Genomic DNA, 23954 nt, shown 5'->3' on the forward strand with positions numbered 1-23954 from the left:
GAGCGTTTGACTACGGATCAAAAGGTTAGGGGTTCGACTCCTCTCGGGCGCGCCATTAAGATCGGGAAGTAGCTCAGCTTGGTAGAGCACTTGGTTTGGGACCAAGGGGTCGCAGGTTCGAATCCTGTCTTCCCGACCATCTTTTATGGGGCCTTAGCTCAGCTGGGAGAGCGCCTGCCTTGCACGCAGGAGGTCAGCGGTTCGATCCCGCTAGGCTCCACTTTTAAAAGATTATTTTGATCATGGCGGTGTAGCTCAGCTGGCTAGAGCGTACGGTTCATACCCGTGAGGTCGGGGGTTCGATCCCCTCCGCCGCTATAAAGGACCTTTAGCTCAGTTGGTTAGAGCAGACGGCTCATAACCGTCCGGTCGTAGGTTCGAGTCCTACAAGGTCCACCATCTATACGGAGGAATACCCAAGTCCGGCTGAAGGGATCGGTCTTGAAAACCGACAGGGGTGTCAAAGCCCGCGGGGGTTCGAATCCCTCTTCCTCCGCCATATTTTTTAAAAACTTATATCATCGCGGGGTGGAGCAGTTCGGTAGCTCGTCGGGCTCATAACCCGAAGGTCGCAGGTTCAAATCCTGCCCCCGCAACCAAATTATTTTATACACCAATAGGGAGTGCTCAATGAGTGCAACCAAAATGGTCCGGTAGTTCAGTTGGTTAGAATGCCTGCCTGTCACGCAGGAGGTCGCGGGTTCGAGTCCCGTCCGGACCGCCATTTTTAAAATGAATACTTGGCTCGGTAGCTCAGTTGGTAGAGCAACGGACTGAAAATCCGTGTGTCGGCGGTTCGATTCCGTCCCGAGCCACTTTTATAAAAAAATATTGATAGTATGGCGGTTGTGGCGAAGTGGTTAACGCACCAGATTGTGGCTCTGGCACTCGTGGGTTCGATTCCCATCAATCGCCCCATACATATATTTGCGGGTGTAGTTTAGTGGTAAAACCTCAGCCTTCCAAGCTGATGTCGTGGGTTCGATTCCCATCACCCGCTCCATTTGTATATCCATTCATGGGCCTGTAGCTCAGCTGGTTAGAGCGCACGCCTGATAAGCGTGAGGTCGGTGGTTCGAGTCCACTCAGGCCCACCATGATATTCCGCAGTAGCTCAGTGGTAGAGCTATCGGCTGTTAACCGATCGGTCGTAGGTTCGAGTCCTACCTGCGGAGCCAAATGGAGAAGTACTCAAGTGGCTGAAGAGGCGCCCCTGCTAAGGGTGTAGGTCGCGCGAGCGGCGCGAGGGTTCAAATCCCTCCTTCTCCGCCATTTATCTGGCCCGTTGGTCAAGCGGTTAAGACACCGCCCTTTCACGGCGGTAACACGGGTTCGAATCCCGTACGGGTCATGTTTAGAAAGAGGTCTTGTCAAAGATCTCTTTTTTATTTTCTTCAAAAAAGAAAGACCGCCATTATAGCGGTCTTTTTTTACATGTTCATGGAATAGATCGTATAAGACAAGTATGTTGCAAAGAAGCCCCATAAGACATAAGGAATTAGTAAAATTGGAACGACTTTGCTTAGTTTACGCGAGACGATAACAAGAGCAAGTGCTGTCAGCGCTACAAGCAGGCAGTCGATCGTAGCTGCGAATAAATCTTTTTGTGTAAATTGAAAAAAACTAAAGGCTTGATTAAATACGTAATTTAAAAGAAAAAGAATCCAAAAGGGTAAAGTGATTTTTTGAAATCCATATTTTCCATAAATGATCGCTGCGGACAACGAGATGAGAGCAAATAAGACAGCCCACACAGCGCCAATTACTCCACCACTCGGTGTCCATTCCGGTTTATTTAATGCATCATACCACTCTCTGTCAATCGGAAACAAGAATCCGGCAATAGAGAATAATGCGTATGTAATAAAGAAGACAACCACTGCCCAAATGATACTTTTTCTCGCCATTAAGAATCTCCTCCAATCAAATTCACTCTTAAAGTGATTTCCCAATCATTACATGATATAAACATTAAGCCCCCATTATGAGGGGACTAATGATTTTCTTCTGTATAAGGTTCTTCTTCGTACGGCTTCAAGTCACCAAATACGGTCATGACGCCTTCTTCGTCCAATGCCTCTTCATAGGCTTCGTGTGCTTTATTTGGATATACTTTACTTGCCTTGCCTTCAATATCAGCAGCTGCGAATCCTTCATAGTCTTCGACATAATCTTCATCTTCTGATTGTGTATACACATCATCGTATGTCAATGGAGGAAATTCCATATCAGACGGCGTATCAGAGTTTCCGTAGCGTTCTACGTCTTGATATGCATCCTCTCCATCATAGGCTGCACTTTCTTCATTTTCGAATTGCCCTGATGGCGGACTTAATAAATCCTCTTCAATCGGACGGTTTTGTGAAACGGTTTGTTCTTTTGAATGCTCTGTGCATGTGACGGCACTAGGTAAGGCCTCTAAGCGTTCCTTTGGGATAGGTGATTTACAGACCTTGCATAGGCCATAAGAGCCGTCTGTGATGGCTTGAAGTGCTTCATTAACGTCTAACAGATGTTCATGTTCCAAACTGTTTAACGCAATATCCTTCCCGCGTTCGAACAGCTCTGTCCCTTGATCACCTGGGTGATTATCATAGGCTGACAGGTCTCCGACCGAATCATAAGGAAATGATACTTTTTGTTCATCGTCATGGCTTTTGGCTTCGAGTTCGTGCTTTTCATCGAGAAGTCGCTGCTTCAAATGATGTAATTCGTCTTTAGACAACAAAGCGATCATCCTTTCATATCAAACATAATATTAGTATGAGCAATTTTGTCTGTAAGACTAGTTCCAAATTGAAGCAATTCCTCATGAAAAAACGCCTGCGGCTGCAGGCGTTCTTTGTTACGCGATATAGTATTGTAAGATCAAAGCGATTGTCAGCAGGAAACCGAAAAATGTATTGGTTTGAGCTGTAGATTTCATGGCATTCATTAATTCAATTGGTTTTTCTTTTTGCTTAAATTCTTTGATAGCTGTATATGCTTTTGGGACACTGAGTAAAACAAGAAGACTCCAAAGGCCGACAATATCTGTGAAGATATAAACAAAAATAAGTACATAAGAGATCAAAAACATGGAAAGTAAAATGTTCACAGCAGCCTTTCGCCCAGCAAGAATAGCAAGTGTTTTTCGTCCATTTTCTTTATCGCCGTCTAAATCGCGGATATTGTTCGATAGTAAGATGGCACCAACTAAAATAGAAATTGGTAATGAGACGAGAACAGCTTTAGACGTCAGTGTGCCTGTTTGAATATAGAAACTGATAAGGATGATTCCTAGTCCCATAAAAGCACCTGACACAACTTCTCCAAACGGTGTATATGCAATAGGAACAGGACCGCCTGTATAGAAATAGCCTGCTGCCATACATATGAGTCCTATCAGTGCAATCCACCAGCTAGACATCATGCAAATGTACACCCCTAGTAGTAAAGAAAGCGCAAATAGTGCATAAGCAAGGCTGAGAACGGTTTTAGGTTTCACACCATTTCTGACAATGGCGCCGCCGATGCCGACAGATTTCTCGTTGTCCAATCCGCGAACATAATCAAAGTACTCATTAAACATGTTCGTTGCGATTTGGATAAACATAGATGCAAACAGCATAGCTAAAAATAGCCCAACATGTATTTGACCACTTGGAAGTGCGAGAACAGTTCCTAAAGTAACGGGAATAAATGCTGCTGTTAATGTATGCGGTCGTAGTAAATTCCACCAAATCCGCCAGTTCTTATCAGGCTTAATCGGTGAAAGCTGATCTGATATCGATTGATGCTGCATAAAATATACTCCTTTAAATAAAAAAATACGTACACGTCCAAATTCCAGTTTAGCAAAGTTCAAAAAGGTGTCAATATATTGATGCGATGAAACCTGAAAAAGATGTTTGCTAATCGTTGCCATATCGAGAGAAAGCTTGATCTTAGAACAAGAATTTCCATTTTTCTTATAGATGCTCTCGTTTCAAGAAGCAGGAGCGAAAAAATCTAGAAAGCGTGATATAATAAGGATTCGAGGTTTAAAAAGCTGTTTTCTTTACTAAGTTCATCTGTTAAGGTTTATAATAGAAAAGCAGGTCATTCGACATACTCGAATGTTCACGTATTTTTTCATTATGGTTTTATTTTTTTATGTTATTTCATGGATTTTGGAGGAATGTATCATGGTGACAACAGTGCAAAGTACTTTCCGGCAGGAAGCGCTTGCGACATTAGAAGAAGCGAATAACGTCAACCATGCTGTTTTGATAAGCTACTCCAGAAGAGTTGACGATCTGGATCCTCTTGCCTTTTTCCAAAGCGGCGAAGCGGATTTTTTAGGCGAGCGGTTTTTTTGGTCTGATCCAGAAAGCCAAATGATATTTTCTGGACTTGGCAGAGCGGCCGTTATTAAATCATCTGAGCAAGGCAAGGAACGATTTGATACAGTCCATCAAGAATGGGAACAGCTGAAGCAGCACATGTTCCATTTTCATGATGAGAAGGAGTTAAGGCAAGCGGCTGTTGGTCCGCTTTTATTTGGAGGATTCTCATTTGATCCGTATGAAGAGAAGGCGCGTCACTGGGAAGCTTTTGGTGAGGCTCATTTTTTTGTGCCATCGATGATGCTCACTGTCTCGAAAGAAGGCACGTTTCTGACGATCAATGAATGGAAGCAGGTGGACGGGAATGTTCATCAGCTCATTCAAGAATTAGAACAAAAAGCCTCTCATTACGAAACATTACCCCTCAGACATGGTGGACAAGCTGAACTTGTTCATATGGAAGAACGAGATGTGAAGGAATGGATGAAGGCGATCCAAGAAGCGACAGACCACATTCGTGCAAACGAATATGAAAAGGTTGTTTTAGCAAGAGAAGTCTTGCTTCACTATAAAAATCAAATTGAACTCGCTCCACTGTTATCAGAATTATTAAAGCATCAAACAACGAGTTATGTATTTGCGGTTGAACAGGGGAGACAAGCATTTGTCGGAGCTACGCCGGAACGCTTAGTGAAAAAAAGCGGCGGAGAGGTCTTTTCATCTTGTTTAGCAGGTTCGATTGTTCGTGGAAAAGATGAAGCGGAAGATCGAGCATTAGGCGAGGAACTGCTGCATGATGAGAAGAATTTGATTGAACATCAAATTGTTGTCAATATGATTGAGCAAGCATTTGAGGCTAATTGCCTTCGCGTGCATAAACCAAATCAACCTAGTCTTTATAAAACAAAAAACATTCAGCATTTGTTTACACCGATTGTAGGAGAAATTAAAAGCAGCTGTTCTCTCTTTTCATTAATTGAACAGCTCCATCCGACGCCAGCATTAGGCGGATATCCGAAGGAAAAGGCGGTTGAGGTCATTCGTGAAATCGAACCGTTGAAACGTGGCTGGTACGCAGCGCCGGTAGGGTGGATTGACTCTCAGGATAATGGAGAATTTGCTGTTGCCATTCGGTCAGGTCTTATTGAGGAAGACCATGTTCGTTTGTTCGCTGGCTGCGGCATTGTAGAGGATTCCCTTGCAAAGCAGGAGTACGAGGAAACGCAAGTGAAATTAAGACCAATGCTATCTGCCCTTGGAGGTCGTCCTATTGAATAATCAAATCATGACAACATATATTGGCAGATTGATGGATGAATTTGTCCAAGGTGGCGTACAAGAGGCAGTTGTCTGTCCAGGTTCTCGTTCGACCCCGCTTGCAATGCTGGCTCTAGCCCACCAAGACATCACTGTCCATGTATTAGTGGATGAACGGTCTGCTGCTTTTTATGCGCTTGGTCTTGCAAAAGCAAGTCAAACACCAGTGCTGCTTATTTGTACGTCAGGTACAGCAGCAGCTAACTTTTACCCAGCCATTGTAGAGGCACATTATTCCCGTGTCCCACTTATTGTTTTAACTGCTGATCGGCCGCACGAATTGAGGGAAGTTGGAGCACCTCAAGCGATTGATCAGCAATTCTTATTCGGTAAGTTTGTTAAATGGTTCACAGACTTAGCATTGCCAGAAGAAAGTCAGACGATGTTACGCTATGTTCAGACGGCTGCGGCAAGAGCAAATCATATGTCGATGCAAGAGCCGAAGGGACCTGTACAAATCAATGTCCCTCTGAGAGAACCATTGCTTCCTGATTTGTCTATTGATCCTTTCGAGCGAGAAGAAACAGACCGGAAAAAAGTATTAGCTACAGGACAGGCTTTCCCAAATGAAGATGCGATATCTGAAATTGTGACGGTTATGAACCGTTCCAAAAAGGGACTGATTGTGTGTGGCGAGCTTCATACGGAGAAAGAGAAAGAGGCAGTATTACGTCTTTCAAAAGCCTTGCATATGCCGATTTTAGCGGACCCGCTTTCTCATTTGCGAAATGGTCATGAGCATACAGATCTTATTATTGATGCGTATGATTCTTTATTGAAAGATGAAGCATTGCAGCATCACCTATTGCCGGATATGGTCATTCGTTTTGGACCGATGCCTGTGTCTAAGCCTTTATTCAAGTGGCTGGAAAAACATGCGGAAGTGAATCAGATTGTTGTTGATGCTGCCGGAGGTTTTCGAGATCCTGGGCTGAGTGCTTCATATGTCTTTGAAAGTGATGTGGCAGCTTTTGTAGATGAAGTAGTCAATAGATCGGATCAACGTGAGGATACAAGTTTTCTAAAGCGCTGGCAGGATGCAAATTCATCATTCAGAACGCATGCTTCCCATTATTCTGATGAGGATCTGTCATTTGAGGGGAATGTGTACCGTCAGCTTCAGCATCTTTTGCCGAAGGAGAGTGTCCTTTTTATCGGGAATAGTATGCCGATTCGTGATGTGGATACATTTTTTGAAGCGCAATCGAAGCCTTTTCGAATGATGGCGAATCGAGGAGCAAATGGTATTGATGGTGTTGTGTCTACAGCACTTGGCACGTATGCAGCTTTGAAACAGCCGGTCACCTTAGTGATTGGAGATTTATCATTTTACCATGATATGAATGGTCTCCTTGCAGCGAAGTTGATGGACATTCCACTGACGGTTGTGTTGTTAAACAATGATGGAGGAGGCATCTTTTCTTTCCTTCCACAGGCGTCTGAGGAACCGTATTATGAAAAACTCTTTGGTACACCGACTGGACTGAATTTTGAGTATGCTTCGAAGTTGTATGGGGGAACCTATTCGAAACCGTCAACGAAACAAGAATTACATGATGTCTACAAGGCGCATATGGAAGAGCCTGGACTTCATTTAATTGAAATTGAAACAGATCGGCATTCTCGTGTAAGCAAGCATCGTCAAATGATGGATGACATATTGGAAGAAGTGAAAAAAGAATGTCTTCTTTCATAATACGGATGCGTGATGGTGTGGCGTACGAGGTGGTGGATCAGAATCCATCAGGTGAGAATGCCACGCTATGCTTACACGGCTTCACTGGAAGCGCGGCTTCTTGGACATTCTTGAATGCTTATATGGGAAATACAAGATTGATTCAAGTCAGCCTGCTTGGACATGGCCGCACGGACTCACCAGAAAGTATAAGAAGATATGCGATGTCGCATCAGCTAGCAGATCTTGCAGAGATTTTAAACCAATTAAAGCTTCACAAAGTGAATATTCTCGGATATTCTATGGGAGGACGTATTGCTTTATCATTTGCCTCTCGTTATTCAGAGCGAGTCAACAAGTTGATTCTAGAGAGTACCTCTCCAGGGCTTCGCACGTTTAAAGAGCGGATGGCAAGACTCAAACATGATCATCAGCTGGCTCAGAAAATGAGACATGAAGGTTTAGTGAAGTTTGTGGATTTTTGGGAGAGTATTCCACTGTTTGCTTCGCAGAAAACTTTATCAGCTGACACGCAGGCTCAACTACGAGAGGAAAGGCTAAAAGCCAATCCACTTGGACTGGCCCGCAGCTTAGAAGGCATAGGAACAGGTTCGCAGCCCTCTGTTTGGAAGGCTTTAAAGCATATGAATTTACCTGTTTTGTTGATGTGCGGAGCGCTTGATGAAAAGTTCTGCAAGATCGCCACACGTATGCAGCAGGAGCTTGAAGGCAGTCAATTCATATTGGCTGAGCAGGCTGGGCATACAGTTCATGTGGAACAACCACATTTTTTTGGTAAAATAGTAAGTGAGTTTATTACGCAAGATTAGAGGAGGAACTATTGATGGCTATTGAATGGCAAAATGAGCGTCAATATGACGAAATTTTATATGAAACATGCAATGGGATTGCAAAGATCACGATTAATCGTCCATATGTACATAACGCGTTTACACCAAAGACTGTGAGTGAATTGATTGATGCATTTTCACGTGCTCGTGATAATTCAAATGTTGGTGTGATCGTACTTGCAGGTGCTGGCGGCAAAGCATTCTGTTCTGGTGGAGATCAAAAAGTACGCGGTCATGGCGGTTATGTAGGAGACGATCAAATTCCGCGTCTAAATGTACTCGACCTACAGCGTTTAATTCGTGTGATTCCAAAACCTGTTGTTGCGATGGTTGCTGGTTATGCAATCGGCGGCGGACACGTTCTTCATATTGTATGTGACCTGACAATTGCAGCAGATAATGCGATTTTTGGACAAACTGGTCCAAAAGTAGGCAGCTTTGATGCTGGTTATGGCTCAGGCTACCTTGCACGTATTGTTGGTCATAAGAAAGCGAGAGAAATCTGGTACTTATGCCGTCAATACAATGCACAAGAAGCGCTTGATATGGGACTTGTTAATACTGTTGTACCATTAGAGCAGCTTGAAGAGGAAACAGTGAAGTGGTGCGAGGAGATGCTAGAAAAGAGCCCGACTGCTTTACGATTCTTGAAGGCTGCATTTAATGCAGATACGGATGGATTAGCTGGAATTCAACAATTTGCAGGAGATGCGACACTTCTTTATTACACAACAGATGAAGCAAAAGAAGGACGCGATTCCTTTAAGGAAAAACGCAAGCCGGACTTCGGTCAGTTCCCGCGTTTCCCTTGATTCAATCATAGCGATGAAAAACAGCTTAGTGCATCAGACTAAGCTGTTTTCTTTTACAAAAAGGAGGTGTCATGATGAAGCAACCGAATTGGCTGCTGCACCGTGCTTATTTAACACCAGAAAGAGTCGCACTCATTTATCAGGATAAACAGTGGACATTTCGCGATTTAGCTGATGAAGTCAATGAGCTTTCAAATAGACTTGCACAAGCATCATTAAAAAAAGGGGAAACGGTCGGGCTTTTGATGAACAACCAGCCTCAAATGGTGATGCTTGTTCATGCTTGTTTTTCATTAGGATTCAAAATCGTGCTATTGAACAATAAGTTAACAAAAGCTGAAAGGCGCTATCAACTTGAAGATGCAAAAGCAGCCGCTTTATTTACTGAACCTGTTTATGCAAGTGATCATAAGGGTGATCTACCCGTTTATACAATGGAGACTTTACCAGAAGCAGGTCACGACAATGGAAAGAAAATCGAAAGCGAATTTGATTTGAATGAAACAGCAACGATCATGTATACGTCTGGCACAACAGGACAACCAAAAGGGGTCGAGCAAACGTTTGGTAATCATTTTTATAGTGCTGTTTCCTCTGCACTCAATATGGGCCTCAGAGAGGATGACCGCTGGCTTATTGCACTGCCTCTTTTTCATATTAGCGGGTTATCCGCTTTATTTAAGTCTGTGATTTATGGGATGACTGTCGTACTTCATCAAAAGTTTGATGTCGATGAAGTAAAGGGTTCGATTGAACAGCATCGTGTGACGATGATATCTGTTGTTCAAACGATGTTATCCCGTTTATTAAGCAGGCTGGAAGAATGTCCGTCTTCTTTGCGCTGTCTGTTATTAGGCGGAGGACCTGCGCCTTTTGCGATGCTTCAAGAAAGCAAAGAGAAAGGCTTCCCTGTGTTTCAATCGTACGGCATGACAGAAACCTGTTCACAAATTGTGACCCTTGCGCCTGAATTTAGTGTAGAGAAGCTTGGATCAGCGGGAAAACCCCTTTTTGGATGTGAGCTGAAAATTCAAGATGGTACACGCATTTGTCGTCCTTTTGAGCATGGCGAAATTATGGTGAAAGGGGCAAATGTCATGAAAGGGTACCTTTACCGCGAAGAGGCGACCGCGGCTGCTTTTGATCAAGGCTGGCTGAAAACGGGTGATATCGGCTATGTGGATGAGGAAGGATTTTTATTTGTGCTTGACCGCCGTTCAGATTTAATTATTTCTGGCGGTGAGAATATTTATCCTGCTGAAATTGAAGCGATCCTGTTAACACATCCGCATGTAATGGAAGCCGGAGTGACGGGTATGTATGATGATAGATGGGGAGAGGTACCAGCTGCCTTTCTTGTCACAGACCATAAAATACCGGAGAACGAGCTCTATGCTTTATGTGAGTCGCATCTAGCAAAATATAAATGGCCTGCCGCTTTTCACTTTGTGGACGAGCTGCCAAGAAATGCGTCAAATAAATTGCAGAGGCACAGACTCAAGTCAAAGGGGTTTTTAGATGATTCAAATTGAACGAGTGATTTTATATCATGTCACGATGAAGCTCAAGCAGCCATTTACCACAAGTCTTGGGACCATCTCAGAGCGTGAGTTTATTATTGTCGAGGTAAAAGATCAAACGGGATTGACTGGATGGGGAGAGGTGTCAGCCTTTTCTTCTCCTTGGTATACAGAAGAAACCATTGAGACTTGTTACCATATGCTGAGAGCTTTTTTTATACCAAATGTGCTGACACGCACCTTTACACACCCTTCAGAAATACCAGACAGCCTGTACCAATTTAAAGGTAATAGGATGGCGAAAGCGGGAATTGAAGCGGCTGTTTGGGATATTTATGCGAAGCGTGAGAATAAGTCGTTACGAGATGTATTAGGCGGCACCAAGGATAGAATACCTTCTGGTGTTGTGGCGGGGTTAGGACCCATTGATGACATGCTGAAGCAAATACAGCAATTTGTGGACCAAGGCTATCAGCGGGTGAAGGTGAAAATTAAGCCGGGGCAGGATATCGGACTCCTGAAAAAAATTAGAGAGTCTTTCCCTCACCTTCCACTAATGGCGGATGCAAACTCTGCTTATGAATTAAAGGATATTAGCAAGCTCAAACAGCTCGATGACATTCGTTTATTAATGATTGAACAGCCATTAGCTGCAGATGATATCGTCGATCATCGCCATTTGCAAAAGCATTTAAAAACACCGATATGTTTGGATGAAAGTATTTGTTCCTTAGATGATGCTAGAAAAGCTGTAGAGCTTGGCAGCTGTCAAATTATTAATGTGAAGCCTTCACGAGTTGGAGGGCTGACAGAAGCCCTCAAAATCCATACATTCAGTAAGGAGCATCAAATTCCGTTATGGTGCGGAGGAATGATTGAAACAGGCATTTCTCGCGCACAGAACGTGGCACTTGCTTCGCTTCCGCAATTTACAATTCCAGGTGATATTTCCGCTTCGTCAAAATATTGGGAGCAGGATATCATTTATCCTGAAATCAAGGTTGAAAATGGTTTTATTGAGGTGCCTCGTTCCCCAGGAATGGGCGTAGAAGTGGATTATCAAGCGCTTCGTTCCTTTTCAGATAAAATTGACGTCTTTACAAAACATGATTTTGTGATGTGAAAATGAGGTATTCACCTTTTGCATATCCAATAAAATCTATATATAGTGAGAGAAAGTTTTTCCTTCCTGTCTCAACTAAAAAGAAAGAGCGGTGACCCGCTCTTTCTTACTCTTCTACCAGTTCGCTGTCATAAGCAAGCTGTCCAATATAGTGATTCATTTCACTGGGCATGTCTGCTGCATGGCCATATTCATAATCCCAAAGGTTTAAAAAGGAGTGAGCAGCCTGATAAAATGCGGCTTCGTCCGCGTCGTGAATTTCATAAAAAAACGTTTGAAGCAGCCGATCGTGTTTCAATGCGAAGCGCCTCCTTAAATGAGACTTAAAGATCTTGTGGTTTAAACGTTTTACAATCCGTTTCTTCACTTTTTTCAGCCGTATTTCCTGTGTGGCTGACGACATAGATTGCATCTGCCCCACAGCGGTTTCCAGCATTCCAATAGGAACAGTTATTGACTTCACAAAGGATTTTTTGACTCATACAGATGACCTCCTTTTGAGTATGTCTTTCTTCTATAATGTAACCGAAATGAACCTCATCCATTCACGTTAATCTTCCTGGCGAATATAGCGCTTATCCTTCATAAACAATTTCCAGAAGAAATAGAACCCAGGGAATAAGATGATAAAACCTACAATATACGTGATAAATAATGCTCTAAATGTCACAGGGTCTGTAAATCCAGACATGATTGTAATATCCGGATAGGCCATATAAGGCAAATGGGCACGTCCGTACACATAGCTTGCTAAAAAATATTGAATGGTAATCGCAATGACAGCTAAACGAGGCCGGCCTTTTCTATGCTTAAACCGACTATTTGGTAAAAATAGAGCCAGCCCTGCTAGCAAAAACATCAGGAGTGATACAAGAAGAATAGGGATGTTCTGCATCATTTTTGTGAACAGCCAATTTGCCTCGCTTCTTAATGTCAGCATGATGAAAAAGGCCATCATGAGTGAAAGCGGACCCGTAATGAGCGCTCCTCTTCTATAAATGCTGTAAGCTTCATCTTCATCAGCCACATTCGAGAAATCAGCTAAAAGCAATGACGAAAGAAAAAGGGTGCTGAAAATGGCAAAGCCGACAAAAGAATAGACATTTGCACTCGTAAAGACCAGTCCAAGATCTAATGAGTAGTTGTTGTTCTCCTCAAAGATAAATCCACCATGAGTAATCGGAAGAACCATGATCAGGATCGATGGAATGATAAAGCCGCTAATCCCTGAAATGTAAGTCACTGCTTTTCTGTATTTTTCAGGAAGAGAATGAGAAAACACGAGAAACCCGCTTCGCAGTGCAAGAAGCAATAATATAATGCTGCCGGGTATTAATAAAACAGTACCAAGGACAAAGGTCGCACCTGGAAACATACTAAACAATGCGACAACAATTGCCACAATGAATACGTTAGTTACTTCCCATGTTGGAGAAAGGTACTTATTTGCGATATTAGCGGCCTTTGTTTGTTCTTTATTCATATAAATCATGGACCAAAATCCTGCGCCGAAATCCATTGATGCCATCACTGCATAGATAAAAACGAACCCCCATAAGATGGTGATTGCAATGAGTGCATCAGTTGTCACATCCATTTGCATCTTGATCGCTCCTTTTTAAGATTCTGTTAACCGTAGGTCTTCTTCAATCGAATGTTTTCTAAAGTAGTACGTCAGCACAATCACAGTTGCTATGCCTAAGATGAGATAGACAATGGCAAAAAGGATAAAGAGCGTACCGATCGAGCCTGATGATGTGACGACCTCTGAGGTTTTGAGCATTCGATAAATGACCCATGGCTGACGGCCTGTACATGCAAAGATCCAGCCGAACTCAATGGCCAAAAGACTAAGGGGCCCGCCGAATAAGTAAAGAAAAAGGAGCCACTTCGGATAATGCTCGCGTTTTAAAATTTTACGGTAAAGCAGTGCTAACACCGCAAACAAAATGAGAACTGAGCCAATAATGACCATGCCGTTAAATAACGTGTGAATAAATAAAGGCGGCCACTCGTCACGAGGGAAATCATTTAATCCTTTGACCACCGTATCAAAGCTATTTCCTGCCAGAAAGCTAAGCGCCCAAGGGATTTCAATTGCTCCTTTAATTTCCTTTGAATCAGCATCGGTAAAACCACCTATTGCGAGCGGCGCATGTGATTGTGTTTCAAATAAACCTTCAGCACCAGCTAATTTTTCTGGCTGATATTCATACAGAAGCTGAGCAGACTCATGACCATTTATGGCCGTAAGAAATGAGAAGAGGCCGCCTACAATAAGTCCAAGAAAAAGGGCTTTTCGATGAAACGTATAGAGTTTCTCATTCTTTCTTGTTTTAAGCATTTTAAAAGCTGCCACTGATGCAATCACAAAAGCACCTGTTGTAAAAGCAGACAGCACGACATGTGTCGCAGTTACGACAAAGCTTGGATTGAAAAAGGCCTTCCAGGGCTCGATATTCGTAATTTCTCCATTGACCATTTGAAAGCCAGCAGGAGTACCTTCAAACGCATGTACGTTTGTGATCAGAATCGCTGAAGCGGCTGCACCAATCACGACAAAAATAACAGTAATGATGCGCATAGCAGGTGATAGGCGATCCGCTGCGTACACATAAATAGACATAAATAATGCTTCAATAAAGAACGCATAAATTTCAATCTGAAATGGCAGTGACATGACCTTTCCGATGACCTCCATAAAACCTGGCCATAGAAGAGCGAGCTGGGTACCAGCAATCGTGCCTGTTGGAATGGCGACACCTAACAAGACAGCCTGCGCTTTCGTCCACCGTTTCGCCATGACAGCATAGTGAGGGTCCTTCGTTTTTTGGAAGATGAGTTCAGCTAACAAAATCATTAGCGGGATGCCGACACCAAGCGAGGCATAAATAATGTGAAAGCCCATGGTTGTGCCGAACAGGCTTCTAGCTAAAACGAGATCAGTCAATTTTTTTCTCCGCCTTTCTTATCGCTTCTCTTTTTCATGATGTTATTATTCTCCACCATTTTTAGATTATTCTTCCTGACTAAGAAAGCTTGATTTTTGACAAGTTGTAAGAGAGGGAGTAGAATATAAATATAAAACGTAATAATTACGTTTTGGTAACGAAAGGAGTTTTGACATTGAAAAGAGATATTCATCCAACCTCACATGAAGTTGTATTTATGGACGTAAATAGCGGTTACCGCTTTTTGAGTAAATCGACAAAGTCATCCAATGAGACAGTAGAATGGGAAGATGGGAAAACGTATCCTGTCATTAAAGTAGAAACAAGCTCTGATACGCATCCTTTTTATACAGGACGCCAAAAGTTCGGAGAAAAAGGCGGAAGAGCCGAGTTGTTTAAGAAAAAGTATCAAATGTAATATAAAAAGCACACCCTACAATGGTGTGCTTTTTTTACAGCAAAAAACCCCGAATAATCATCCGGGATTTTAACAATTAATCATTTAAAGCGGTTTTTAAGGTCTTTAGATTTTGTTTCATTAAGCTGACGTAGCTTTCTCCATTTTTGGCATCATCTTCAGTAATAGATTCTAGATTTTTAAGTGTGAGGCTTTTTGCCCCAATTTCACTGCGGATCGTATCTGAGACTTTGCTGCTGACGTTGTTTTCAAAAATCACATATTGAATGTGATGCTTTTCAGCTTTTTGTACAATGCTTTCGAGCTGCTTTTGTGAAGGCTCTTCAGAAGCGGATAACCCTAATACACTGATTTGTTCAATGCCGTAGCGCTTTTCCCAATAACCGTAGGCTGCGTGGGAAACAAGGATTTCTTTATGTTTTGCTTTAGATAACGTTGTGTTGAACTCTTGATCTAGCGATTGCAAATCCTTTTTTAGTTTTTCATAGTTTTTTGTGTATTCGTCTTTATGATCTGGATCTAATGAAACGAGTGTATCTTTAATGTTTTTTGCCATTTGCTGTGCATAAACAGGGTCTAACCATGCATGAGGATCTTTATCTCCGTGATCGTGTCCATCATGGTCATGATCTTCCCCTTCATGATCGTGATCATGGTCTTCGCCTTCTTCATGTGAATGTTCTTCTTTTGTCGATAACAATTTGATGCCTTCGGCTGCTTTGACTGTTTTCACGCCTTGGTCTTTTAACGTAGAAGCGGTTTTGTCAGCGAATGCTTCAGCGCCTGTGCCGCTGTAGATGAAGGCGTCTCCTTCAGCCATTTCAACCATCGTTTTTGAACTTGGTTCAAAGCTGTGTGCATCTGCATTGGCAGGGTACACGCTTTGCGCATGAACATGAGAACCACCAATTTTTTCAGTGAAATCTTGAATCGGGAAAATTGTGGTGTAAACGGTTAGTTTTCCGTCTGCTTTCCCTTTTGAAGCATTTGTCCCCGCACTGCTTGAGCAAGCGGCAAGACCGATCGCAAATAAAGCAGCTGTTAACATATAAAAGATTTTTTTCATGTGGAAAATGTCTCCTCTCAATCTATTAGATAGAAATGATTACGATTTAATGTCCTGAGTTATTGTATCGTAATAATTACGATTTGAAAAGAGGAAAATAAAAAATTTTCAACAGCAGATGTTTCCTTTTAAAAAAATGCGCTGCAAAACGTGACGAAATTTCTCACATTGTGCTATATTTATTTTTAAAAAAAGATAAAGGAATGGACAACGTATGAAACTTTTAGAAGAAATCATCGAATATAATCAACAATTTATTGAAGAAAAGAAATACGAAGAATTTACAACAACGAAGTTTCCACAGAAAAAATCTGTCATTCTGTCATGTATGGATACAAGACTTGTCGAGTTGCTTCCACGTGCAATGAACATGAGAAATGGAGATATCAAGATCGTTAAAAGTGCTGGTGCTCTTGTGTCTCATCCATTTGGAAGTATTATGCGAAGCATTTTAGTGGCTGTTTATGAATTAAATGCTGACGAGGTTTATGTCATTGGGCATCATGATTGCGGTATGAGCAAAATAGACAGCCAAACACTTTTAAACAAAGCCATTGAGCGTGGTATCCCAGAAAAACGTATTGAAGTACTGGAATACTCAGGAATCGATTTTAAACAGTGGCTCAAAAGCTTTAGTTCGGTTGAAGAGAGCGTGAAGGACAGTGTGTCCGTTGTGAAAAATCACCCGCTTCTCCCATCAAATGTGCCTGTGCACGGTCTTGTCATTGATCCAGGAACTGGAAAGCTTGACGTAGTCGTCAACGGATATGAAGAAAAATAATTTATTTTTCCTTTTTCGGCGGGACAGGATCGATGCCGCCAGGATGGAGCGGATGACATTTTAAAATCCGTTTGATGGTGAGCCAGCCGCCTTTTAAAGCGCCATGCGTTTTGATCGCTTCTAGCCCGTAGTTTGAGCATGTTGGGTAAAACCGGCAGCTAGGCGGTGTAAGAGGGGAAATACACTTTTGATAAAAGCGTATGATGCCGATAAAAATTTGTTTCATAGAAGTTCCTCCTTGTCTGTCTTCCACAGTATAAGAAAAAAGGACAAGGAAGGAAAGTTTTATAAACTAAACTGGTCGGAGAAATATGTTATAATATAGGAAATTGCAATTATAGGAGTGGTGATTATGCCTTCAGTTGAAAGCTTTGAACTTGATCATAATGCTGTAAAAGCGCCATACGTTCGTCATTGTGGCGTTCATAAAGTGGGATCAGATGGAGAAGTCAATAAATTTGATATTCGTTTTTGTCAGCCAAACAAACAAGCAATGAAACCTGATACGATTCATACATTAGAGCATTTACTTGCGTTTAACATTAGAACACACTCAGAGAAATACGACCATTTTGATATCATTGATATTTCTCCAATGGGCTGCCAGACAGGCTACTATTTAGTGGTCAGTGGTGCACCAACTCCAAAAGAAATCGTTGAACTTCTTGATGCAACATTCAAGGATGCAGTTGAGGTAACAGAGATTCCTGCTGCAAACGAAGAGCAATGCGGTCAAGCGAAGCTTCATGACCTTGAAGGTGCAAAACGTTTGATGCGTTTCTGGCTTTCTCAAGATCAAGAAGAGCTTCTCAAAGTATTTGGTTAATCGATCATAAACCGGACATGATGATGTCCGGTTTTTTTGTATTCGATCATGAGATGTCAAAATAGGGGATATTTGTTAAAATGGACATGTCAGTAAAAGAAGGGGGAACTCGGGATGCGAAAAATGTTGGGAATGATATTGATGCTCTTGTTACTAAGTGCATGTGGGAACTCTGCAGCAAATAGTGGCGAAGGGGAGGTACCTGAGCTATTAGAAGTGAAGCTTACAGGACCTGAACAAGTGGAGAAAAATGAAAGCGTTATAGTAAAAGCAGCTGTCACATATGGTGATACGCCTGTTGATGATGCAGACGAAGTTCAATTTGAAGTGTGGAAAGATGGCGATAAGGATAACAGCAAGATGATTCAGCCAAAGAAAGAGAACAAAGGTGTATATGAATTGCATACAGCCTTTAAAAAAGATGGCCTTTATATCATACAAGTCCATGTGACAGCTAAACAGCAGCATAATATGCCAAAGACAAATATCCATGTAGGTGATGTGAAAAAAGAGAGTTCATCTACTGAAGAAGAAACCTCACATCATTAAGTGTCATTTTATTTCGGGTTAGGACGTTGGTTTGGTTCAGCATCCTGTGGTGAATCGACTTTATGCTTATATTCATAAGCCTTCGATGTTGTCCATAGTGATAAAAAGACAACGATTGAGATAATGATAAAGCTGATAATCCCAAGTAGCAGCATCTAACTCCCTCCTTATTTCCATATTAACATATATTTCATGCAGTCAAAATAGAAGAAATTCATGGCAGGTTTCAGTATAATAGGAAAAGGGTATTCTCATACTAAACGCAATTACATAAGGAGGAATAAACATGTCTGAAAAATTATTAAACGTCGTTAATAAACAAGTAGCTGATTGGACTGTGCTTTACGTAAAATTACATAACTATCACTGGTACGTAAAGGGAAAAGACTTCTTTACACTCCATGAGAAATTTGAGGAACTTTATACAGAAACAGCGACGTACATTGATGATTTGGCTGAGCGTATGCTTGCGTTAAATGGACAGCCTGTTGCGACAATGAAAGAATGCTTAGAAATTTCTAGCATTCAAGAAGCTGAAGGTAATGAATCAGCGGAGCAAATGGTGAAAAATCTATATGATGATTTCTCCAATATCGCTGAGGAATTAAAGCAAGGAATGGAGCTGGCTGGAGAAGTTGGCGATGAAACAACAGGTGATATGCTGCTTGCGATTCATCAATCTATTGAGAAACACAACTGGATGCTTAAAGCATTTTTAGGATAATACGTATGTGAAAGGAATGTCGATCATGAAGAGATCGACATTCCTTTTTTGTTGGAATCGGGACAGACAGCCCATTGAAATCATAGGGCTTTCAGCCGAAGAGAAAAGAGAAGGGAGGGGAGAAGATGTCTTCTATTGCAGGAATGATGAGTCAGCAAGTCGCGAGCATTCAAAAAACACTTAATATTAGTTTGTTGAATTCACAGCTTGCTACGAATACAGCACAAGCCATGGTCATGCTGGATCAAGTTCAGCAGCAGCCTCAAGCTGTTCAACCAAAGGATTCAGACGCTCGCTTTATTGATGTGAGAGTCTAAAGATGGAAGCCGCCGCACAAGGCGGCTTTTTTTCTTGTCATCACTCTCTCTGATTTAAAAGGCGACGCCTTTATTTTTTGTCGTCCAAGCTATTGCGAGGAGCTGGCATATACTATTGAGGTAAGGAGTTCCACTCTGAAAGGATGTTGATGCCAAGTGAGCAAAGATTTAGGCATCTTTTCGTTGTTTACAGTCAGTTTGTCAGCGATGGGCTTTCTGTTTGGTGGAGCAGGATATTTACTGATGATATTAGTAACACTCATGGCCATTGAATTAATTTGTTCAAGCCTAAGAGAATCTTTGACAGGACAGCTCACAATGAAACGTTTTTCTACACGGCTTGTTCGAAAGATTGTGACGGTCTCCTTAATATCCATGGCGCATTTCTTCGATGTCATGCTGAAGACAAATGGGATGATTAAGGATTTAGCGATCATCTTCTATATTATTTATGAATCTTACCAAATCGTCTCGACAGCCAATGCCCTCGGAATTCCCATTCCACAGTTGTTTATTGATGTGTTGGACATGTTAAAAAATAAATTGCGCAAAAAGCCGTAATTTCTTCATATCTGGTCATACTAAAGGAAAAAGGATGAATCAGATGACGAGACACACATATTATGTATCCGTACAGGATGGGTCGATATCTCAGCATAGAGATGCGGCGGCTTGGCAATTTCAAATAGAAGCAGACGATGATCAAATTTTGCAGCTGAGAGACTATTTCGATGAACAGTATATGACAGATTGGAAAGGCTTCTTTCGAGCGCATGTTCCGTATCTTGAATATCATTATGACAGTCCGAATGATGAAATGGATCGAAAAAGAAAAGAGATATACTCAATGATTTTCGAGCTCGGGAATGAAGAGACAAAGAACTTTATTGAAACAAATGGATTAATGAATTGAAAAAGCATGTAGAGATTTTCTACATGCTTTTATTTTCGCGGTTGTAAGATGCCTCCGATCAGATCACTAAGCCCGCCTCTATTCTCTTGCTGAGATGTCTGTGAATTAGTGAATTCATGAGAGGAGTTCTGGCTCTGAGGCTTATAACGGTTATCATCTAAACCAACCCGTAAGCCGGATGTACGCTCAGATGGCTGGATAATGACAATTTGGTCTTGTTCTTGGAACTCAAATAAGTAGGATTCACCAGATGTTTGTCCGATGAGGGTCTTCCAGTTCACATCTAATTTGACCTTCGGTGCTTTACCTGTCCAAGCGACGATGGCGTCAGGGTCTACACGGCAAGGGGCTTTTAAAATGAGCGGGTTTCCATTTGTTTTAATGGCGACCTGCGCCCCGTGGCCTTGATAGGAGAGCTTTGATGTAAACAGTCCTTTCTGTGATAAAATCCCTACGCCTACTGGTGTCACGCCGTAATGACATTCCTCAGTAAAGGCAAGTAAATCCTCACTTTCTACACTTACATGCTGCCAAGGACCGCTCGGCTCAAGGTTAATCACTGTCACGTGCTCGCTGGAATCAGCCAAATAACAAGTACCTTGTCCACTTACTTCCATCACCTCAAGGTTTTCACCTGTCAATTTTCTGCTGATATGGTTAAATACTTGACTGACCATATTTCCTTTGTTCGTACCGAGTAGTCGTTTGCGGTATTGAAACGTACCTTGATCGGCAATCATTGCGCCTTTTTTCGCAAAAAAGATTCCGCTGCCTTCTGCTTGTAAAGTGAGTTCTTCTATTGTGTTGAATTGAAATCCCATTGGTGCCGGCTCCTTTCCTGCGTCAAGATGTGAATCCATAGATGCGGCATAAATCATTTAAATCTAGCGTAGTTCCTTGTCCGGTGGCGATAATTTTCCATTCTTCCTCATCTCTTATGAGTTGGGCGCAAATGATGGAGGTGCAATACGAATAATCTTCTGTTAATTGAAAGGTACAAATCTCTTGTTGTGATATTTGATCAGTCAGATGCACATAAGCGTTCGTCACTTGTCCAAAATGATGCTTGTGCTCGTGTGCATCATGTATCGTGGCTGTTACAACGATTTTATGAATATCAGGAGAGACTCTGCTTAATTGCATAATGATCATTTCATTGTCTCGATTTCCGCCGCCAACTTGATGATCACCAAGATGGCGAACAGCTCCGTCTAAGCTCTGCTGCTGATGATAATAGATCAGATGGCTTGGAGACAACAGTTTGTCCTCTTCATTTAAGAGAAACACTTGCGTATCTAAATCAATTGGCTGGCCAGCCAAATCCCAGCCAAGCCCGATTTGAATTTGGTCGATATTTGGATTGTCTTTAGTTAAATCTAGCTTTTGCCCTTTGATGAGGTGTTTCTTGATCACCTCATGAGGGGCGTCATCTTTTTCAATTTTACTGGGCGTAAGCGATTGATCTTTTTCTTGTTTTGACCCATTTGTTATCCTCATGCTGTTTTCCTCCTTGTCGTAATAGGACAAACACTAATTGATTTACGTCATCAAGGGATAAAAGGTTTCATGATTAAAATAGGGTGAAGTTGGGGATGATAAAAAGGTTTTAGCAACAAGACCTCATTTTAAATACAGACGAAATGAAACCACTCGTTTGTTTCACTTTTGATAAAAATTCTTCAGAGAAATGTGATCTGTGGTATGATGTTTTACAAGAAGCAAGGACAGGATATGAGGGATTTCACATGCATGTATTTAAAGACTATTATCATAATACGGTCAAGCTCTCCTTTGAAGAGAAGCCTTTTTCAAGTCATCCAAAGCATGTTTGGGCTATCTGCCGTTACCAGGGGAAATGGCTGCTCACTGAACATGAGGATCGGGGCTATGAGTTTCCAGGAGGGAAAGTTGAGCCAAATGAAGAAGCAGACCAAGCCGCTATACGTGAGATTCAAGAAGAGACGGGTGCTGTTGTTCGTGAATTAACGTATATTGGTCAGTATCAGGTGCTAGGCAGAGAAAAGGTCATCGTAAAAAATATTTATTTCGCTGATATTGAAAGGCTAGTGAAGCAAGACACGTATTTTGAAACGAAAGGACCTGTTCTTTTCGCAGACTTGCCAAGATCCATCGCAAAAAATAAGAATTTCAGTTTTATTATGAAAGATGATGTGTTAAGACAAAGTCTTGCTTATTTAGAAAAGAACGGTTTGATTCGTTAAAAAAAGCGCAGGGAGATCTCCCTGTGCTTTTTATTTTTGGAGAAAACGGCGTTCGAGCCATTCCACAAGCTGGTACATGATGGTCGCAAACACAGCAATAATGAAAAGACTTAAGAACACGAGTGTAAAGTTGAAGACTTGAAAGCCGTAAATGATCATGTAGCCGAGCCCTTTTGAGGATACAAGAAATTCCCCTACAATGACCCCAACCCAAGAAAGACCAACATTCACTTTGATGGCAGAAATCATCGTTGGAATACTAGCTGGCAAAATGACCTCACGAAAGACGACGCTTTTTTTCGCGCCAAAGGTTTTCATCACCTTTAAATAATTCTCATCGACCTCTTGAAAGGCAGTGTAAATGACGATCGTCGTAATGATCACACTAATGATCGCACCCATGGCGACGATGCTGATCATACCAGGTCCAAGGGCAACAATTAAAATGGGGGCGAGGGCAACTTTCGGCATGGCATTTAAAATGACTAAATAAGGATCAAGAACGTTTGCTAATCGGGTGGACCACCATAAGGCGGCAGCTAGCAAAATGCCGCAAAAGGTACCAAGTAGAAAACCGAGCACCGTTTCAAATAATGTAATACTCATATGATTCATTAAAGAACCATCTTGAATTTTTTGCACAAACAATTGGCAGACCGCAGATGGTGAACTGAAAATAAGCGGATCAATGAACCTGAAATGACTGGCAAGCTCCCAAAGCGAAAAGAAGCTGGCAAATATGATGAGCTGATAGATACGTGTGATCCGTTTTTCCATTCGGTATTTTTTGCGATAGGCTTCATGTAAAAGGTCACTGTGTTTCAACTGTTTTCAGCTCCTTCCAAATCGTTTGAAAGAGCTCTTGGAAATGCGGGGTCTGTCTCGCTTCAAATGGAGAGAGAGCTCTTATGTCGTCTGGAACGGTAAAGATTCGCTGGATAGAGCCTGGGTGCTTTGAGAATAAGAAAATGCGGTCACTCATCGCAATGGCTTCGCCAATGTCATGTGTCACAAGAACCGCTGTTTTTTGATAGTCTTTTAATGTGTGAAAGACGAGATCTTCTAATGTGAGTTTGGTTTGGTAGTCTAGCGCTGAAAATGGCTCATCTAGTAAAAGCAGACCGGGATCAACTGCAAGCGTTCGGGCGAGAGCCGCACGCTGCCTCATTCCGCCAGACAGCTCCTTCGGATATTTTTCCTCGACTTCAGGCAGTCCAAGCTTTGGCAGTAAATCAAGGGCAGCTGAGACGGACTCATGTGAATCTTGTTTCGCAATTTTTAACCCGAGAATGACATTTTCCTTGATGGTCTTCCAAGGAAACAAATAATCTTGCTGGAGCATATAGCCGATTTGATGCTCCTGTTGATTTGGTTCTTTTCCTTCGATTAAAATTCGACCTTCAGAGGGCGGCGTAATTCCTGCGATGATAGACAGCAAGGTGGTTTTTCCGCAGCCGCTGGGACCAATAAATGAGATGAATTCACCTTGGTCTATCTCCATATTGATGTGCTGTATAGCTGTTGTTTTTTCTTTTAAAGAGAAGTACGTATGGGTCACATGGTCAATTTGAAGGAAAGACAT

The 23954-nt window shown here is 42.0% G+C and carries 29 protein-coding genes and 14 tRNA genes; 29 read left to right on the forward strand and 14 right to left on the reverse strand.

Going from position 1 to position 23954, the window contains the following annotated elements; translation table 11 throughout:
* Positions 1 to 62 precede the first annotated feature (62 nt).
* From QRN39_RS01665 to QRN39_RS01730, 14 genes are all read left to right on the forward strand, one after another.
* Positions 63 to 139, forward strand: a tRNA-Pro gene (locus QRN39_RS01665).
* Positions 140 to 147: 8 nt separating this feature from the next.
* Positions 148 to 220, forward strand: a tRNA-Ala gene (locus QRN39_RS01670).
* Positions 221 to 244: 24 nt separating this feature from the next.
* Positions 245 to 318 (forward strand) — tRNA-Met (locus tag QRN39_RS01675).
* Between the two features lie 4 nt (positions 319 to 322).
* Positions 323 to 399, forward strand: a tRNA-Ile gene (locus QRN39_RS01680).
* 7 nt (positions 400 to 406) lie between these two features.
* A tRNA-Ser gene (locus QRN39_RS01685) sits at positions 407 to 499 on the forward strand.
* Positions 500 to 522: 23 nt separating this feature from the next.
* Positions 523 to 599: transfer RNA gene (locus QRN39_RS01690), tRNA-Met, on the forward strand.
* Positions 600 to 647: 48 nt separating this feature from the next.
* Positions 648 to 724 (forward strand) — tRNA-Asp (locus QRN39_RS01695).
* 18 nt (positions 725 to 742) lie between these two features.
* Positions 743 to 815: transfer RNA gene (locus QRN39_RS01700), tRNA-Phe, on the forward strand.
* A gap of 27 nt (positions 816 to 842) precedes the next feature.
* Positions 843 to 918: transfer RNA gene (locus tag QRN39_RS01705), tRNA-His, on the forward strand.
* Between the two features lie 11 nt (positions 919 to 929).
* Positions 930 to 1003 (forward strand) — tRNA-Gly (locus QRN39_RS01710).
* Between the two features lie 17 nt (positions 1004 to 1020).
* A tRNA-Ile gene (locus tag QRN39_RS01715) sits at positions 1021 to 1097 on the forward strand.
* A gap of 6 nt (positions 1098 to 1103) precedes the next feature.
* A tRNA-Asn gene (locus QRN39_RS01720) sits at positions 1104 to 1178 on the forward strand.
* 3 nt (positions 1179 to 1181) lie between these two features.
* Positions 1182 to 1272: transfer RNA gene (locus QRN39_RS01725), tRNA-Ser, on the forward strand.
* A 7-nt stretch (positions 1273 to 1279) separates the two neighbouring features.
* Positions 1280 to 1351 (forward strand) — tRNA-Glu (locus tag QRN39_RS01730).
* A 79-nt stretch (positions 1352 to 1430) separates the two neighbouring features.
* Here the strand turns inward: QRN39_RS01730 and QRN39_RS01735 are convergent.
* The 3 genes from QRN39_RS01735 to QRN39_RS01745 form a co-directional block, all read right to left on the reverse strand.
* Positions 1431 to 1907: a TspO/MBR family protein gene (locus QRN39_RS01735; protein ID WP_034620862.1), complete on the reverse strand. Its 477-nt coding sequence runs from the start codon at positions 1905 to 1907 to the stop codon at positions 1431 to 1433.
* Positions 1908 to 1993: 86 nt separating this feature from the next.
* Positions 1994 to 2728: a TraR/DksA C4-type zinc finger protein gene (locus QRN39_RS01740; protein ID WP_003217716.1), complete on the reverse strand. Its 735-nt coding sequence runs from the start codon at positions 2726 to 2728 to the stop codon at positions 1994 to 1996.
* Positions 2729 to 2845: 117 nt separating this feature from the next.
* Positions 2846 to 3784 (reverse strand): 1,4-dihydroxy-2-naphthoate polyprenyltransferase, encoded by a 939-nt coding sequence (locus tag QRN39_RS01745; RefSeq protein WP_003217744.1) that lies wholly within the window; start codon positions 3782 to 3784, stop codon positions 2846 to 2848.
* Between the two features lie 382 nt (positions 3785 to 4166).
* Here QRN39_RS01745 and QRN39_RS01750 point away from each other — a divergent pair, with 382 nt between their 5' ends.
* From QRN39_RS01750 to menC, 6 genes are all read left to right on the forward strand, one after another.
* Complete coding sequence (locus tag QRN39_RS01750) at positions 4167 to 5585, forward strand: isochorismate synthase (protein WP_044142126.1); 1419 nt, start codon at positions 4167 to 4169, stop codon at positions 5583 to 5585.
* A complete protein-coding gene (gene menD / locus QRN39_RS01755) occupies positions 5578 to 7320 on the forward strand; it encodes a 2-succinyl-5-enolpyruvyl-6-hydroxy-3-cyclohexene-1-carboxylic-acid synthase (RefSeq protein WP_284905982.1) in 1743 nt (580 codons plus the stop codon). The genes QRN39_RS01750 and menD overlap by 8 nt, the downstream gene beginning before the upstream one ends.
* Positions 7305 to 8129, forward strand: coding sequence for a 2-succinyl-6-hydroxy-2,4-cyclohexadiene-1-carboxylate synthase (gene menH / locus QRN39_RS01760; protein ID WP_212046438.1), 825 nt, complete (start codon positions 7305 to 7307; stop codon positions 8127 to 8129). The genes menD and menH overlap by 16 nt, the downstream gene beginning before the upstream one ends.
* A gap of 14 nt (positions 8130 to 8143) precedes the next feature.
* Positions 8144 to 8962, forward strand: a complete 819-nt coding sequence (menB, locus tag QRN39_RS01765; protein WP_284905984.1) for a 1,4-dihydroxy-2-naphthoyl-CoA synthase — start codon at positions 8144 to 8146, stop codon at positions 8960 to 8962.
* Between the two features lie 71 nt (positions 8963 to 9033).
* A complete protein-coding gene (locus QRN39_RS01770; protein WP_284905986.1) occupies positions 9034 to 10494 on the forward strand; it encodes an o-succinylbenzoate--CoA ligase in 1461 nt (486 codons plus the stop codon).
* A complete protein-coding gene (menC, locus tag QRN39_RS01775) occupies positions 10481 to 11605 on the forward strand; it encodes an o-succinylbenzoate synthase (RefSeq protein WP_050943486.1) in 1125 nt (374 codons plus the stop codon). The genes QRN39_RS01770 and menC overlap by 14 nt, the downstream gene beginning before the upstream one ends.
* Before the next feature lie 106 nt (positions 11606 to 11711).
* On the opposite strand, the gene QRN39_RS01780 is transcribed toward menC, so the two are convergent.
* The 4 genes from QRN39_RS01780 to QRN39_RS01795 form a co-directional block, all read right to left on the reverse strand.
* Entirely contained in the window at positions 11712 to 11903 is a 192-nt protein-coding gene (locus tag QRN39_RS01780) for a hypothetical protein (RefSeq protein WP_050943488.1), read from the reverse strand.
* A 25-nt stretch (positions 11904 to 11928) separates the two neighbouring features.
* Positions 11929 to 12087, reverse strand: a complete 159-nt coding sequence (locus QRN39_RS01785; protein WP_008360682.1) for a DUF1540 domain-containing protein — start codon at positions 12085 to 12087, stop codon at positions 11929 to 11931.
* Positions 12088 to 12155: 68 nt separating this feature from the next.
* On the reverse strand, positions 12156 to 13202 hold the full coding sequence (locus QRN39_RS01790) for a cytochrome d ubiquinol oxidase subunit II (protein ID WP_284906120.1): 1047 nt from the start codon (positions 13200 to 13202) through the stop codon (positions 12156 to 12158).
* Between the two features lie 21 nt (positions 13203 to 13223).
* Complete coding sequence (locus tag QRN39_RS01795) at positions 13224 to 14555, reverse strand: cytochrome ubiquinol oxidase subunit I (RefSeq protein ID WP_003217550.1); 1332 nt, start codon at positions 14553 to 14555, stop codon at positions 13224 to 13226.
* A 176-nt stretch (positions 14556 to 14731) separates the two neighbouring features.
* On the opposite strand from QRN39_RS01795, the gene QRN39_RS01800 reads away from it, so the two are divergent.
* Positions 14732 to 14974, forward strand: coding sequence for a type B 50S ribosomal protein L31 (locus QRN39_RS01800; protein ID WP_003217579.1), 243 nt, complete (start codon positions 14732 to 14734; stop codon positions 14972 to 14974).
* Between the two features lie 76 nt (positions 14975 to 15050).
* Here QRN39_RS01800 and QRN39_RS01805 read toward each other — a convergent pair whose 3' ends face one another.
* Positions 15051 to 16040 carry a metal ABC transporter solute-binding protein, Zn/Mn family gene (locus QRN39_RS01805; protein WP_003217657.1) on the reverse strand — a complete coding sequence of 330 codons (990 nt, stop codon included), beginning with the start codon at positions 16038 to 16040 and terminating at the stop codon, positions 15051 to 15053.
* Positions 16041 to 16254: 214 nt separating this feature from the next.
* Here QRN39_RS01805 and QRN39_RS01810 point away from each other — a divergent pair, with 214 nt between their 5' ends.
* Positions 16255 to 16821 carry a beta-class carbonic anhydrase gene (locus QRN39_RS01810; protein ID WP_050943492.1) on the forward strand — a complete coding sequence of 189 codons (567 nt, stop codon included), beginning with the start codon at positions 16255 to 16257 and terminating at the stop codon, positions 16819 to 16821.
* A 1-nt stretch (position 16822) separates the two neighbouring features.
* Here the strand turns inward: QRN39_RS01810 and yidD are convergent, their stop codons facing one another.
* The gene (gene yidD, locus QRN39_RS01815) at positions 16823 to 17047 is read right to left on the reverse strand and encodes a membrane protein insertion efficiency factor YidD (RefSeq protein ID WP_003217666.1); all 225 of its coding nucleotides are present in this window, start codon (positions 17045 to 17047) and stop codon (positions 16823 to 16825) included.
* Between the two features lie 126 nt (positions 17048 to 17173).
* On the opposite strand from yidD, the gene QRN39_RS01820 reads away from it, so the two are divergent.
* Both QRN39_RS01820 and QRN39_RS01825 read left to right on the forward strand, forming a co-directional pair.
* The gene (locus QRN39_RS01820; RefSeq protein ID WP_003217624.1) at positions 17174 to 17647 is read left to right on the forward strand and encodes an S-ribosylhomocysteine lyase; all 474 of its coding nucleotides are present in this window, start codon (positions 17174 to 17176) and stop codon (positions 17645 to 17647) included.
* A 114-nt stretch (positions 17648 to 17761) separates the two neighbouring features.
* Positions 17762 to 18196, forward strand: coding sequence for a FixH family protein (locus QRN39_RS01825; protein WP_003217735.1), 435 nt, complete (start codon positions 17762 to 17764; stop codon positions 18194 to 18196).
* Between the two features lie 8 nt (positions 18197 to 18204).
* Here the strand turns inward: QRN39_RS01825 and ytzI are convergent, their stop codons facing one another.
* A complete protein-coding gene (ytzI, locus tag QRN39_RS01830) occupies positions 18205 to 18351 on the reverse strand; it encodes a YtzI protein (protein ID WP_003217544.1) in 147 nt (48 codons plus the stop codon).
* Between the two features lie 131 nt (positions 18352 to 18482).
* On the opposite strand from ytzI, the gene QRN39_RS01835 reads away from it, so the two are divergent.
* The 4 genes from QRN39_RS01835 to QRN39_RS01850 all read left to right on the forward strand — a co-directional run bounded on the left by QRN39_RS01835 (position 18483) and on the right by QRN39_RS01850 (position 20150).
* The gene (locus QRN39_RS01835; RefSeq protein WP_003217576.1) at positions 18483 to 18920 is read left to right on the forward strand and encodes a Dps family protein; all 438 of its coding nucleotides are present in this window, start codon (positions 18483 to 18485) and stop codon (positions 18918 to 18920) included.
* Positions 18921 to 19045: 125 nt separating this feature from the next.
* Complete coding sequence (locus QRN39_RS01840) at positions 19046 to 19237, forward strand: hypothetical protein (protein WP_003217712.1); 192 nt, start codon at positions 19046 to 19048, stop codon at positions 19235 to 19237.
* A 156-nt stretch (positions 19238 to 19393) separates the two neighbouring features.
* Entirely contained in the window at positions 19394 to 19798 is a 405-nt protein-coding gene (locus QRN39_RS01845) for a phage holin family protein (RefSeq protein ID WP_003217754.1), read from the forward strand.
* Positions 19799 to 19841: 43 nt separating this feature from the next.
* Positions 19842 to 20150, forward strand: coding sequence for a hypothetical protein (locus QRN39_RS01850; RefSeq protein WP_003217683.1), 309 nt, complete (start codon positions 19842 to 19844; stop codon positions 20148 to 20150).
* 29 nt (positions 20151 to 20179) lie between these two features.
* Here QRN39_RS01850 and QRN39_RS01855 read toward each other — a convergent pair whose 3' ends face one another.
* Together QRN39_RS01855 and QRN39_RS01860 are read right to left on the reverse strand one after the other, a co-directional pair.
* Positions 20180 to 20971: an AIM24 family protein gene (locus QRN39_RS01855; protein WP_003217675.1), complete on the reverse strand. Its 792-nt coding sequence runs from the start codon at positions 20969 to 20971 to the stop codon at positions 20180 to 20182.
* A 22-nt stretch (positions 20972 to 20993) separates the two neighbouring features.
* Positions 20994 to 21647 (reverse strand): TerD family protein, encoded by a 654-nt coding sequence (locus QRN39_RS01860; RefSeq protein WP_284906010.1) that lies wholly within the window; start codon positions 21645 to 21647, stop codon positions 20994 to 20996.
* A 248-nt stretch (positions 21648 to 21895) separates the two neighbouring features.
* Here QRN39_RS01860 and ytkD point away from each other — a divergent pair, with 248 nt between their 5' ends.
* Positions 21896 to 22372: an RNA deprotection pyrophosphohydrolase gene (gene ytkD, locus QRN39_RS01865; RefSeq protein ID WP_034665337.1), complete on the forward strand. Its 477-nt coding sequence runs from the start codon at positions 21896 to 21898 to the stop codon at positions 22370 to 22372.
* Between the two features lie 30 nt (positions 22373 to 22402).
* Here the strand turns inward: ytkD and QRN39_RS01870 are convergent, their stop codons facing one another.
* A complete protein-coding gene (locus QRN39_RS01870; RefSeq protein WP_371475125.1) occupies positions 22403 to 23149 on the reverse strand; it encodes an ABC transporter permease in 747 nt (248 codons plus the stop codon).
* A 34-nt stretch (positions 23150 to 23183) separates the two neighbouring features.
* Entirely contained in the window at positions 23184 to 23954 is a 771-nt protein-coding gene (locus QRN39_RS01875; RefSeq protein ID WP_106035199.1) for an ABC transporter ATP-binding protein, read from the reverse strand.

The sequence above is a fragment of the Bacillus sp. lyk4-R2A-2 genome, assembly GCF_030209735.1.
GTDB lineage: Bacteria > Bacillota > Bacilli > Bacillales > Bacillaceae > Bacillus > Bacillus pumilus.

Bases quoted from the DNA above. Each gene is read 5' to 3' on its own strand.
- menB (WP_284905984.1), top strand. From the start codon at position 8,144: ATGGCTATTGAATGGCAAAATGAGCGTCAATATGACGAAATTTTATAT.
- ytkD (WP_034665337.1), top strand. From the start codon at position 21,896: ATGCATGTATTTAAAGACTATTATCATAATACGGTCAAGCTCTCCTTT.
- QRN39_RS01860 (WP_284906010.1), bottom strand. From the start codon at position 21,647: ATGAGGATAACAAATGGGTCAAAACAAGAAAAAGATCAATCGCTTACG.
- QRN39_RS01750 (WP_044142126.1), top strand. From the start codon at position 4,167: ATGGTGACAACAGTGCAAAGTACTTTCCGGCAGGAAGCGCTTGCGACA.
- yidD (WP_003217666.1), bottom strand. From the start codon at position 17,047: ATGAAACAAATTTTTATCGGCATCATACGCTTTTATCAAAAGTGTATT.
- QRN39_RS01810 (WP_050943492.1), top strand. From the start codon at position 16,255: ATGAAACTTTTAGAAGAAATCATCGAATATAATCAACAATTTATTGAA.
- QRN39_RS01870 (WP_371475125.1), bottom strand. From the start codon at position 23,149: ATGGAAAAACGGATCACACGTATCTATCAGCTCATCATATTTGCCAGC.
- ytzI (WP_003217544.1), bottom strand. From the start codon at position 18,351: ATGCTGCTACTTGGGATTATCAGCTTTATCATTATCTCAATCGTTGTC.
- QRN39_RS01820 (WP_003217624.1), top strand. From the start codon at position 17,174: ATGCCTTCAGTTGAAAGCTTTGAACTTGATCATAATGCTGTAAAAGCG.
- QRN39_RS01745 (WP_003217744.1), bottom strand. From the start codon at position 3,784: ATGCAGCATCAATCGATATCAGATCAGCTTTCACCGATTAAGCCTGAT.
- QRN39_RS01735 (WP_034620862.1), bottom strand. From the start codon at position 1,907: ATGGCGAGAAAAAGTATCATTTGGGCAGTGGTTGTCTTCTTTATTACA.
- QRN39_RS01850 (WP_003217683.1), top strand. From the start codon at position 19,842: ATGACGAGACACACATATTATGTATCCGTACAGGATGGGTCGATATCT.
- QRN39_RS01790 (WP_284906120.1), bottom strand. From the start codon at position 13,202: ATGGATGTGACAACTGATGCACTCATTGCAATCACCATCTTATGGGGG.
- QRN39_RS01855 (WP_003217675.1), bottom strand. From the start codon at position 20,971: ATGGGATTTCAATTCAACACAATAGAAGAACTCACTTTACAAGCAGAA.
- QRN39_RS01875 (WP_106035199.1), bottom strand. From the start codon at position 23,954: ATGTCTTTCCTTCAAATTGACCATGTGACCCATACGTACTTCTCTTTA.
- QRN39_RS01840 (WP_003217712.1), top strand. From the start codon at position 19,046: ATGTCTTCTATTGCAGGAATGATGAGTCAGCAAGTCGCGAGCATTCAA.
- menC (WP_050943486.1), top strand. From the start codon at position 10,481: ATGATTCAAATTGAACGAGTGATTTTATATCATGTCACGATGAAGCTC.
- QRN39_RS01785 (WP_008360682.1), bottom strand. From the start codon at position 12,087: ATGAGTCAAAAAATCCTTTGTGAAGTCAATAACTGTTCCTATTGGAAT.
- QRN39_RS01835 (WP_003217576.1), top strand. From the start codon at position 18,483: ATGTCTGAAAAATTATTAAACGTCGTTAATAAACAAGTAGCTGATTGG.
- QRN39_RS01805 (WP_003217657.1), bottom strand. From the start codon at position 16,040: ATGAAAAAAATCTTTTATATGTTAACAGCTGCTTTATTTGCGATCGGT.
- QRN39_RS01825 (WP_003217735.1), top strand. From the start codon at position 17,762: ATGCGAAAAATGTTGGGAATGATATTGATGCTCTTGTTACTAAGTGCA.
- menH (WP_212046438.1), top strand. From the start codon at position 7,305: ATGTCTTCTTTCATAATACGGATGCGTGATGGTGTGGCGTACGAGGTG.
- QRN39_RS01770 (WP_284905986.1), top strand. From the start codon at position 9,034: ATGATGAAGCAACCGAATTGGCTGCTGCACCGTGCTTATTTAACACCA.